The sequence below is a fragment of the Marinifilum fragile genome, from assembly GCF_963677365.1.
In the GTDB taxonomy this organism is placed as follows: Bacteria; Bacteroidota; Bacteroidia; order Bacteroidales; family Marinifilaceae; genus Marinifilum; species Marinifilum fragile.
Genome location: NZ_OY781962.1, coordinates 470627 through 482211, shown reverse-complemented (window position 1 = coordinate 482211; position 11585 = coordinate 470627). Strand labels below are relative to the sequence as shown.

The following is an 11585-nucleotide window of genomic DNA, read 5'->3' as shown; positions in this document are numbered from 1 at the left end:
AACTTTATTTTAGAAATTAAACTTACATCCGAACGTATAGCTTACCCCAGGTTTAATTGATCCTTTAGGGTAAACAGGATCCTGGTTGTATTTATTAAATGTGATAACTCCAACATTATTGGCCTGTGCGTAAAAACTTAAGCCTTTCAATCCTATTTTATTCAATGCTTTTTTAGGCATATTATAAGTAAGGTTTATTTCCTCAATTCTAATGTTATCAGCATTTACAGTTAAATAATCCAATATTCCAACATAGTACCCATATCTTCTATAGTTAGGTGAACCTTCAGTAGGCACAGGCACAATCTTATTTGGATCTCCATTTATTACTTCTTTATAAAACTCATTGATATTTCCCTTTCCAGCACTCATACTAGGATAATTAAATGAGGTTCTTCTGAAAATGTGTCCAAAATACCCAGTCATAATAAAAGACAAATCAAAATCATGAATCTTGAAATGGTTAGTGAATCCCATTGTTACTGGTGGGTTATATGTTCCTTCATTCGTAACAAAATCTTTATTCACAAAAGATGTTGGTCCATAGCCTGAAAAGTCAACATACTTTTTTCCATCTCTTGAAACAATTGATGGTCTCATATCAGGATTTTCTGCAGTACCAAAATTATGCATTCCTCCATATTTCATTCCCCACACTGTGTGGGCATTATATCCTTCTACAAATTCCCAACCAGAACCATTTCCGTACATTCTGTAGTTAAGCGTCGCATCATCTTTGTACAAAGAGGTTATTTTGTTCTTATTGTAGGCAAAGTTTAAGTTACCTGTCCATACAATTTGATTGCCTTTGATTGGCAATTTAGTTCCAACACTAATCTCAATACCACGGTTATACATCTCTACCGCATTAATAGATTGAGAATCGTCACCATTAACAGCTGGAATAGAAACCATAGAAATTAGATCCTCTCCTTTCTTGTTGTAGACATCAATTTTCCCAAACAGTCTTCCTCTAAATAAGCTAAAGTCAAAGCCTAAATCGAAAGTTCCTGTCTTTTCCCAACTTAAAGATGGATTTCCATAGTTTGAGATAATACCCATTGCAGTCCCTGTGTATGAGTTATACCCCCAGTACGAAATTAACGGATCAACTGATGTTTCTTTGTTTACATTACCATTAAAACCATAAGTTGCACGAAGTGTCAAACGATCAACAAAATCTAAATCTTTCATAAAATCTTCTTTACTCAATTGCCAACCTGCTCCGATTGACCAGAATGGAGAATAACGCGACTTTGGATCTGAAGAAATTAAATTTGAAGCATCTGTTCTGTAACTTCCAGAAAGGGTATACTTATCATTGTAGGTATAGGCTAAATTCCCATAAACTGAAAAATACTTGTCAATACCATCACTAATACGATTCTCTGCAAATGGCATATCTCTTAGTGTTTGCCCTAGCATATCCTTCAATGGATTCATTGGATCCGAAGAACCATGAGGCCATGAAGTATATGTCAATCTCTTTTCGTTGAAACCATATTTTCTGCCATAAGTTGTCCCATCAATTGTTCTTTTGGTAATTTCAGTACCTGCAATAAAATTGATGGCATGCTGTTTATAAGTACGAGCAAAATTGATCTGGTTTCGAATATTATACGCTTTTGTCTCTGAAGTACTTTCGTCAACTATTGAACCCTTAGGTAAATTAGGATCTACTGTAGCAGGATTTCCAATTGTCCAGGCAGTAGCTTTGTTTACATTGTATCTTACCTCGTAAGAATCTTCAGAATAGATACTCTTTGAATCATTCTTAAAAATCTCATACTGAAACTTTGTATCAAATGTCAATCCTTCTAAAAGTTTCACTTTTAATCCAGCCTGAACTCTAGAGTTAATAGACTTGAAGTTTTTATCTCTATTTCTTCTCTCTTGAATGGGATTGTATCCCCAGTTTTCATAAGGAAATTCTGAACCAGTATCCTTTACAAATCGATTAATTAATGGCATATACAAACCACGTTGAACATCTGCATAAGAACCATCCTCATTCAATAACATATCATATGGTGACATTGCCTGAATATCACTCAAACTTACACCATTATTATTTCTATCATTATATTGAAACATTCCTGAAAAGTTGAAATCCAACCAATCAGCTAACTTCACTTTATTTCTATAGTTAATATTGTACTTCTTTCTGTCATTTCCTTTGAAATAATCATTACCACTTTCGAACAATAAAGAAAGAGTGTTGGAAAGATTTTCAGAACCACCAGAAATGATAACATTATGCTGCTGAGTAAATGGTGAAGCCAACAAATTATCTTTTATTTGCTTCTTGTTGTTTTGACTCTTCAACTTCGCTAATGTAGCATTCATATCTGCATCAGATAAGAATCCTAAGCGGTTTTCATTCATTACAATCACTGCTGATGAATAATACTGATCCGTATTATATGAGTCCAATACTTGATTAAAATCATTTTCAATTGGCTTCGAGCTGCCTCCAAAAAAACCTGTATTAAATCCCATCTTTTCATACTCCACCACTTCAGAACTCGAGGCCAGTGGATTTGCATAATCCAAATCCATTTTAGACTCGAACTTTACCCATGATGAAACTTCTACTTTTACATCTCCTTTCTTGGCTTTCTTAGTAGTGATTACGATAACACCATTTGCCGAACGAGCCCCCCAAATTGAAGCTGCTGCTGCATCCTTTAACACTGTTACACTTTCAATATCATTTGGATTAATTGACTCCAAGTCTCCCTCGATAGCGAAACCATCAACAACAATAAGTGGACTTGAATTCGCTCCCAAACTTGTTACACCTCGAATCTGGAGCCCACCTTCATCCTCATACTGTGTTCCTAATCTCTTATGTAGACCTACAACTGTACCGACTAGTCGATCTGCAACACTTGAACTAGGTTTATTGATCTGAACTTTATCAACTTTATCGTAAGATCCTGTTGCCCTTTCTTTAGCAATGGTTTGATATCCTGTAACAACTACTTCAGCCATTTGTTCCGTATCAGCAAAAAGAGTAACATTTACCACCTCCTGACCTGTAAAGGCAATTTCCTGTGAAACCATTCCAATAAAAGAAAACACCAAAGTTTTCTGACCTTCTTCCAATCTTAAGGTGTAATTTCCGTCTACATCTGTTGCGGTTCCAATTGATGTTCCCTTTACTAAAATTGATACACCAGGAAGTGCTGCTCCGGCTTCATCAGTTACCTTTCCTTTTACTGTTTTTTCTTGAACAACAGGTGTAGTTTCAACCACTGGAGCTACAAATTTTCTTTCTGAAATAATGATTACATTATCGTCTAGCTGGTAATCAAGATCTCGCTCATGCAAAACATCTTCCAATAATTCTTTTAAATCTTCATGATTCACTTCCAGACTTACCGTTTTTTTGCTGAGAACCAAATCATAATTGTAAAGAAATTCATAATCGGTCTGATCAGCGATCTCCGAAAAGAACTCGATTAAGTTAGCATTATGCATACTCATGTTTACCATCGCATTCTGCCCTTTCACATTTGCCGATAGTTGTAAAACACCAACCAGCATCAACATCGTAAGCAACTTCATACGCATTAAAGTTTTCTTCCACCTTCTTTTCTCAAAAAAGGAGGTGATTCCAAATGAATTTTTCATAAATTTGTAAGGATTACAGTTACACATATGTATTCATCTATTGATTCCATTCACTGATGAATACGGTAATTATTATCATTTCGGGTTTGTTGGTAGCAAACCCGTTTTTTGTTTCATATATATTGGGTTTTGTTAGTAACTAGTCATTAGCCACTAGCAATTCATCATCTTGGTTTAATTGTAATTATTTTCCTTCTAAACACCCCTCTAAATCTCCCCTAAAAGGGAGACTTTCTGGTTGGTATAAGTTCGAAAACATCCTACTTTATTCGTCATTGTTAATTCGTAATTCCTAATTGATTTAGTATTGTTTCTGAACGATTATGGTATTGTCCTTGAAGAAAAACTTCACTTCATTGGTTTTCTCCAACATTCCTAATAATCGATCCAGACTTTCGTATCGTTTTAAAGTTCCTGTAAAGTTGATATCTCCAGCTGCATTATTTTGGTAGAATACTTTCACATCGTACCAACGAGAAACCTTGTTCATAATGTCATACAAGCTGGATTGCTCGAATACAAACTTTCCATCTTTCCATGATGTATATAAATCCACATTCACTTTTTTGTTTTCCAATTCCCTATCCCCTTTAGAGAATACAGCCTGATACCCTGGGTCTAGTATAAGGTTCGTACCTGGGTTTTTACTATCCATTACTGCCACGCTACCTTCAACCAAAGTGGTTTGAATCGCTTTATCATCAGCATAAGAAGAGATATTGAATTGAGTTCCCAAAACTCTCACATCAATTCCTTGCGTTTTCACGATAAATGGTCGATTCTTGTCTTTGCTTACCTCAAAATATGCTTCTCCTTCTAACAACACCACTCTCTCTCCATTCGGAAACTTGGTTGGATATCTCAATCTGGTTTCCGAATTCACCCATACCTTGGTTCCATCTTCCAGTTCCAACTGAAACTCTCCCCCACGAGGCACCACCAAGCTGTTGTAACTTATTAACTCGTTTGCCTTGTTGCTGGCATCGTAAACCAAACCTGTACCTGTATTATTGATCACAGTTCCATCATTCTCCTTGATTGTACTCTTTTTACGGTCAGCATCTAAGTCCAGAACTTTACCATCGGCTAAAACCAGCTCAGCTTTATTCGAACCTGGCTCCATGGCTGTTAACCATTGTTCCTCTTTAGAAATACCAGCCTCTTCATGTCCCAGGTACATCATCACCGAAAACAAGCCAATCATCAATAAAATTGATGCAGCATAAGGCAGTACTTTTCTGAAAGTTTTTATGCGTAACTCTTTTCGAGTTTCTCTCATTTTGCCAAGATGCTTCTCAAAAGCTCTGTCCACATTTGCTTCACGGGCCATCAATGACTTTTTGGCTTCGGATGAAAATTGCTTCAAACCTTGGTAGAATCGTTTATTTCCATTATTGCTCAACCATGCTTCCAGCTCCTTATTCTCTTCGCTGGTAACTAGCTGCCCTCCAATTGATCTGGAAATAATATCAATAATTCTTTCTTCCATTTGTAATTTTTTCAATCTATAGATATCATGTATACACCCTTAGGACAAAGCAGTTTTGATATGATGTGAAAGGATTTAGAACTTTTTTTTGATTTTTTCAAAAAAAGGTCAAGTATAAGATATAAAATTCTGATTAGATGAAAGATGGAATTAATGAATAATGCAAAACAAGGATTGAAAATATCGTTTAAAAACAATAGAAAAATTTATTTAGGAATTCTTCCCTTTAGGAGAAGATGGTGACAGTCAGAAGGGTGTATTTTTGATTATATTGTTCTTATTTCCCCCTTTTCCTCTGTCGAGGTTTGCTTCACACACAATTTTCATATTAATGAGTGAACCAAATTTCAACTTAAAAAAGTGATAAAATTCATAATTGTCTAATCAATACAGCTATTTTAACCCTCAGTTGACATGAATATCTTTGGTACGCTTGTAACTTTTATAAGAAGCGCTCTTTACTTTTATGAGAAGCGCTTCATATTTTAGGGAGCTGCGCACCTCAGTAAAGTTTAGAACTAAGCGTATTGAAGAAGAAATTAGTCAATAGATTATTCAACTTGAGCCTTGCAACTTATAGCTTTTTGCTGACTACTGACTGCTGACTGCTATTTATGAAAGAAAAGCATGTAGAACAAATGCGGAGATTTTAGTTTTTCGCGCAACATCTTAAATGCACGAACCATATGTGTTCTGACTGTATTCATTGATACATTCAATTCCTCGGCTGCCTCGTTATAGGTATATCCACTTACACAGCAAAGCATAAACACCTCTCTGCACTTTTGAGGAAGTTCATTAATAGCAGAATAAATTTGCTGAGAATTCTCTATACTTTGCTCATTGGCTTTGGGAGCTGATTCTTTTTCCTCCAAATACTCTATATCGTGAATCAATTTCTTTTCGCGCTGCATATAATTCAAACACGAATTTTTAACGGCACGATAGATGTATGATTGTAAGTTTGAAGTAACCGATTTGTATCGCTTCTTTTCCCAAAATTTGATGAAAAAGTCCTGAACCACATCCTCTGCTGCCTCACTATCCTTTAGTATGCTATTGGCCCATAAGAACAAATCCTGGTAGTAATGTTTAAAGAATGCCTCGTACGCTTTACGACTTCCGCTACGCAACAGTTCATCCAAAATGTATTTTGACTCAGGCATGTGGTTATTTAGAATAGTGGGTTAATGCAAGCAAAAATAGAAGTTTTTTTTGAAGAAGGAAATCAAACCAATTTCTAAGCCAATTCATGTAGGATAGAAAACAACCATTTTCCGCTCTAGATATAGTCGGTTTCCAAGGCGGTATTGATTGGTTTCCGCACTAGAAACGTTTAATTTCCGCACTAGATAATTTTTAAAGCCAAACGGACATAAAAAAATGCTGCCAAAGCAGCATTGTATCACAGCCAAATATTATCTAATAAGTCAATTTTTATTTGATTTTATTAGTTTAGAGAAATGGGATCATCGGGATAGGCTTCGTTCCACATGGCAATAAATTCTTCTTTGCTCTTGCCAATATTTGTTTTGTTCTCGATGTTTCCGGTAAATCCACCCTCTACATTTAATGCACTCTTGATGTAGCGATCGAGCCTGTGCGATACTGAAATTTTTCCTTCGGTATCTATTTTTGGAAGGTATGTACCCAAACCTTCCAGTTTTACACCTTGTCCTTGCTTGTTAAAGAAAATAACAGTGTCAGCCAACTCAGCAAGTACCATCTGAATTTGTCCTTTGTTTAATCCAGTTCCGGATGCTATAAATTCTACCACCTGTTTCATTCCTGCAGTTTTTGCAAGTTTTATTTTAGGTCGATACGTGTTTAATGCTTTTATAAATTTGCCATAAGACTTGTGTGTTTAGTTAGTATTATTGTATTTAATGTCAACTCTAAACAATTGGCTGCACTTGTTTTAAACGATATATTTAAATTAATCAATAAACCAAACTTTGTCAAGCGTTTTTGTTAACATTATAGAGATTTATTTTTCAAATAAAGGTATTTGGAGAAATGTAGGACTAAAAAGAGTACTGGATTAGATTTCAATCATCATACATCCTGTTTTTCAACTCTCATTTTCCTAATTCCTGTCAGTATGAAAGCAAAAGAAATTGCAATAATTGGTGCCAATAGGAAAATATATTTGAGATCCATATCAGCAAAATGCATCCATCCCAGCGCACCTCCTTCTATTAGCCCCAATATAATGGAATAAGATTTCTTCATTTTTTTCTTCTCCCTTTCATCCATTCGTTTGATTAGCAATGCCCAAATCACATACAAGAGAAGAGTTATATAAAAAATAAGAGCTGAAAGCGTCGTATAAAATATCCAGTTGAATGATGTACTCCTAGCTGATTCTACAAACAGGTAGCCCGAATAAGCTACTAATATTGTAAAAAAGGCAATTTTAATCGATTTATTTAATTTCATGGAGTTTACATTAGATTTCTGGATCGTATTCTTTGTCCTCAGCAAGAAGTTCCTTTATGTTTTTGTAGGTATTGATACTTACGCCAATTAAACCTGCCAGTAAGAGTATGAATTTCCATGAAAAATCTTCTTCTAACCACATTCCTATAAAAACAGCAACTATTAAAAGCACAGTTATCACCTCAGGAATGAGCCAAAATATTGTTTTAAATCTCATAATAGAAACATATAAAAAATGCCCCTGCAGAAAGCAGGTGCTTTACAGGGGCATAAGTATTAATAATTAACCACGTTACTAATTACTTTCTAAGTACAAACCAAACATCAGGGTTGTTTACACTAGTAAGTTTCACAACTGTCGGATCATCAGCATTGTCAACCTCTGTTTTATATGGTGCATTATCCGAAATAAAATTCACCATTGATTCCAGGTGTCCATACCATTTCCAATTAAAGCCACCATTCAACTTGATAACATTCAAATAATCATCGTGACCAACAACTCCACCAAAGCTTAAATTATAATGAGATCTATAAGCTTTGCCGGCTGAAGTGAACGAATAAAATGAAGATCCGATATCTCCAGACTTTTCATAACAAAGACCAAGGAATACTTCACTATATAAAGCTTCTCCCCAAGTTTTTGCATTAGCTCCATACGCTACATCCCAAGCAGCTTTCACAGCAGCTGATCGATCAGCTTCCTCAGCAATATTAATAGACCATCTTGCTTTTGTCAAGTCAACAGGAGCAAAGGCAATGTCTATGGTCAATTCCCCATTGTCTGATGTAAACTGTTTTGCCTCCTTATTCAAGGTAAAATCCTGTGCAGAAACACCTAGTATTTCAATCGCTTCATATAAACGTATTCCTTTATCTGTAGGTAAAAAAGCAACATCTTCCGATACGTTTTCTTTCCCATCATTATAATTAAAAGTCAATACTCTATTACCTGGAATTACAGTTACAGGGGTTTCCTTTATTGTTGTTCCCATTGAAGCACCAACAAGGAAATCCATTACCTCTTTTGTTTTCGCAAAATATTCCTCAGGTGTTTCTGTCATTTTTATCAAACGCATTTTATTTTGCGTTTTAATACCTTTAAGAGTGATTACATCATCCTCATTGGACATCAACAAAAACTCAAAGTCACCGCCTTTTGCATTGTATTCAGCAACTGAAGGAGTAGCATATTCATGCATCAAAGAGTTGTATGTATTAAATGTAAGAACAGGACCACCATAGGCGATTACGTCATACATAGAAGTTTCAGGATCAGCCTCACCTTCCATCCATACTATAACACTATCTTGTTCTTTAAATTTCACAATATAATTGTACCCTCCATACTTCTGCTCCTCTTCAGGAAAATACTGGAATAACCAGCCATTTTCTGCTGATTTCAAAGCCTCATCGTATTCCTTAATGGCTTCGTTTTTTCTTTCTGCTGCAGTTTGTTCGAACAGGTCCTCTGATTCATTGTCACATGAAACAGCACCGATTCCTAACAACAAACCAAACAGCACTAGATATATATTTTTTCTCATAGTTATTTAATGGTTATATTATCAAGATCTTGTTCATCTAATTTTGCTGCACGCGTTTGAATTGCCGCACGCAAGTCATCCATATCAATGTTCCAAACTTCTTTCATGTATGACTTTACAATGGTCATTTTTTGAGTAAGCTTTGCTTTACCGGAATCACTGGCAGGATCAATTTTAGCAGCCCAAGACTCTTCCGTATTGGTAATGTAGTGCGCAATTAGCTCTACAAAATCTTCATTTGGCTCCTTACTGGAATAATCACTAATAAAGCCTGCATCCAAAGAAGATTTTCCATCCCATGCATCGTTCCACGAACCTCCAACATAATCAGTTGAAGAAATCTTATCAAAATCAGTAGTATAATCTTTGGTTTGATGTAAGATGTGAGAAAATTCGTGGAAAATGGTACGGAAATAAAACTCATAAAGCATCTCTACATTGGTCACATCTAAGTTATTGATGTCATACAGTGTGATTTTTAATCCGCCTTCAGCTGTACCCAACACCCTAGTTCCATTGTTACGATAGGCTGAAGAACCAACCATCATGAACATTTTTGGGAAATATTTCTTTAAGAAATCACTTGGAGCAACTTCATCATAAGAATCCAAACAAAGGTATTTTACCAAATTGGCCATCTTAATAGAATTCTCGTAAGTAGCTGGCACCAATTGATAGTTCATATCCGACTCAACATCCTCCCATTTGTACAGAAATTGGATATTGTAAGGCTCTGTAAATATATTCTCCAAATATTTGTCGAATTCGTTCTTTTCGCCTTTTTCAAGACTAATCACACTAATGTCTGTATTTGGATCATCATCGTCGCATGCGCTAAATGATACTACCAGAACCACAATCATTAGTAAATATTTTAATTTATTCATTTTTGTTGATTTACTAGTTAGTAATTAGCGTGGATTAGCTGTTAAACCAGCAGAAACCACATCCTGAGGAATTTGAATGGCTTTGCGCAAATCATTCGCCTTTAAAACATCTAAAACTGTTACTGTTCCATCAGCCTGAATCTGGAAACGAGGAACTTCAATACCATAACGCTTAATATCGAACCAACGCAAACCTTCATGTAGAGTTAGTATTCTTCTGCATTGCAACACGTAATGAATCATATTCTCCTGTGTTCCGGCAGCAACAGCAAAGTTCGGATTCAATTTCTTCTTTTGATTAGGAGCTACTTCCGAAGAATATTCCATTGCATCATAGAAAGTATTGACCTGATCTAAAGTTGCTTCTTTTCCTTTAAAGAAATTCTTACTCCAAGCGTTCAAGTCAGCCAAAGCAGCATCATTTTCACCCAACATTACCTCTGCTTCCGCTCTCACTAACAACGTTTCATCGGTTGTGAAAGGAATGGTAACAGTTCTACTATATCCAATACCAGCAACTGGATCGGTATATTCAAACAAATAAGGAATCTTATAGAATAGCGTTTTATCAAGGTTGGTTCCTGCATACACAAAAGGACCAAAATTAAAATCAGCTCTTGCTGTAGCTCCCCAAGGAAGTGGTGCCAATAAAGTTTGCTCATCAGCAATCTTTTTAGAGTGATTAAAACGAGAACCGTGATAATATGCTCCAAAATAAACTCCCGCGATTGATCCATCAGTAAGGGCCAATAAATTTGCCGCATCATTAATGTAGGCCTGCGTTACAGGATCTGGCTGTCTTGGTAATGTCCCTATTGCAGCCCAATCTCTTAACACGGTTAAAGGATCTTCTGTAACCACCACATTAGCATATTCTTTGGCTTTTGGCCAATTCTCGTAGTACAAGTTAAAACGAGCAGCAAATGCATAAGCCGCTTTCTTTGTAAAGTGATATGCACTAATCTCATACATATCATCAGAGATTAGCGGCAGGGCAGCTTCTATATCTGCATTGATCTTCTCGTAAACATCTGCTACTGTTCCACGTTCATATTTAGGATTCAAAGTCGTTTCTGACTTCTCCATATAAGGAATTCCTAAATCTGTACTACTAGTAGATTTGCTATAATGATTACAGAAAACATTCACCAAAACGAAATGGTTATAGGCTCTAGTAATTAATGCCTCACCCTTTTCAGCCTTTAAATTCTCTTCGTCAAGTTTTGCAATCGCAGCTAATGCTTCGTTTGAGTGAGCAATAGCATTATATGAACTCTCCCAAATTTGCTTAGGGTCATCATTTTCAACCTCTGTAACATCTACCCAATTAGCAAGTTGTTCATAAAAGCGAGACGTATTCGGATTTGAAGTTCCCATATCATCCACATTATCTGAACTAATTTCGGTCACCAAAGTATAACCTCCAGTAGGATATGCGGAAACAAGTAGTTTTCTAATTTTCGTTTGGCTGTCTACTTCTGCTCTATTATCAGGAGTTTCATCCAGATAGCTATCGCAAGAAGCAGCAAACATAGCCAGAAGAACAATGTATACTATTTTAAATCTTTTCATCTTAATTAGTTTTTA

At 35.8% G+C, this 11585-nt stretch carries 9 protein-coding genes; all 9 read right to left on the bottom strand.

The genetic code is table 11. The features are described 5' to 3' along the window. Positions 1–9: 9 nt before the first annotated feature. Positions 10–3636: a SusC/RagA family TonB-linked outer membrane protein gene (locus ACKPCA_RS01780; RefSeq protein WP_321281029.1), complete on the bottom strand. Its 3627-nt coding sequence runs from the start codon at positions 3634–3636 to the stop codon at positions 10–12. A 301-nt stretch (positions 3637–3937) separates the two neighbouring features. Continuing rightward, positions 3938–5125, bottom strand: a complete 1188-nt coding sequence (locus ACKPCA_RS01775) for a FecR family protein (RefSeq protein ID WP_321281028.1) — start codon at positions 5123–5125, stop codon at positions 3938–3940. A gap of 608 nt (positions 5126–5733) precedes the next feature. Next, on the bottom strand, positions 5734–6291 hold the full coding sequence (locus tag ACKPCA_RS01770) for an RNA polymerase sigma factor (protein ID WP_321281027.1): 558 nt from the start codon (positions 6289–6291) through the stop codon (positions 5734–5736). A 284-nt stretch (positions 6292–6575) separates the two neighbouring features. Then, positions 6576–6911: an HU family DNA-binding protein gene (locus tag ACKPCA_RS01765; protein ID WP_321281026.1), complete on the bottom strand. Its 336-nt coding sequence runs from the start codon at positions 6909–6911 to the stop codon at positions 6576–6578. A gap of 269 nt (positions 6912–7180) precedes the next feature. Beyond that, positions 7181–7564, bottom strand: a complete 384-nt coding sequence (locus ACKPCA_RS01760) for a hypothetical protein (RefSeq protein WP_321281025.1) — start codon at positions 7562–7564, stop codon at positions 7181–7183. 10 nt (positions 7565–7574) lie between these two features. Beyond that, positions 7575–7781, bottom strand: a complete 207-nt coding sequence (locus tag ACKPCA_RS01755) for a hypothetical protein (protein ID WP_321281024.1) — start codon at positions 7779–7781, stop codon at positions 7575–7577. Between the two features lie 82 nt (positions 7782–7863). Then, positions 7864–9111: a DUF4302 domain-containing protein gene (locus ACKPCA_RS01750; protein ID WP_321281023.1), complete on the bottom strand. Its 1248-nt coding sequence runs from the start codon at positions 9109–9111 to the stop codon at positions 7864–7866. Positions 9112–9113: 2 nt separating this feature from the next. Next, entirely contained in the window at positions 9114–9998 is an 885-nt protein-coding gene (locus ACKPCA_RS01745; protein ID WP_321281022.1) for a zinc-binding metallopeptidase, read from the bottom strand. 24 nt (positions 9999–10022) lie between these two features. Beyond that, positions 10023–11570: a RagB/SusD family nutrient uptake outer membrane protein gene (locus tag ACKPCA_RS01740; protein WP_321281021.1), complete on the bottom strand. Its 1548-nt coding sequence runs from the start codon at positions 11568–11570 to the stop codon at positions 10023–10025. Positions 11571–11585: the final 15 nt, after the last annotated feature.

Coding starts and splice junctions, on each gene's coding strand:
- ACKPCA_RS01780 (WP_321281029.1), bottom strand. CDS start 3,636: ATGAAAAATTCATTTGGAATCACCTCCTTTTTTGAGAAAAGAAGGTGG.
- ACKPCA_RS01775 (WP_321281028.1), bottom strand. CDS start 5,125: ATGGAAGAAAGAATTATTGATATTATTTCCAGATCAATTGGAGGGCAG.
- ACKPCA_RS01770 (WP_321281027.1), bottom strand. CDS start 6,291: ATGCCTGAGTCAAAATACATTTTGGATGAACTGTTGCGTAGCGGAAGT.
- ACKPCA_RS01765 (WP_321281026.1), bottom strand. CDS start 6,911: ATGAAACAGGTGGTAGAATTTATAGCATCCGGAACTGGATTAAACAAA.
- ACKPCA_RS01760 (WP_321281025.1), bottom strand. CDS start 7,564: ATGAAATTAAATAAATCGATTAAAATTGCCTTTTTTACAATATTAGTA.
- ACKPCA_RS01755 (WP_321281024.1), bottom strand. CDS start 7,781: ATGAGATTTAAAACAATATTTTGGCTCATTCCTGAGGTGATAACTGTG.
- ACKPCA_RS01750 (WP_321281023.1), bottom strand. CDS start 9,111: ATGAGAAAAAATATATATCTAGTGCTGTTTGGTTTGTTGTTAGGAATC.
- ACKPCA_RS01745 (WP_321281022.1), bottom strand. CDS start 9,998: ATGAATAAATTAAAATATTTACTAATGATTGTGGTTCTGGTAGTATCA.
- ACKPCA_RS01740 (WP_321281021.1), bottom strand. CDS start 11,570: ATGAAAAGATTTAAAATAGTATACATTGTTCTTCTGGCTATGTTTGCT.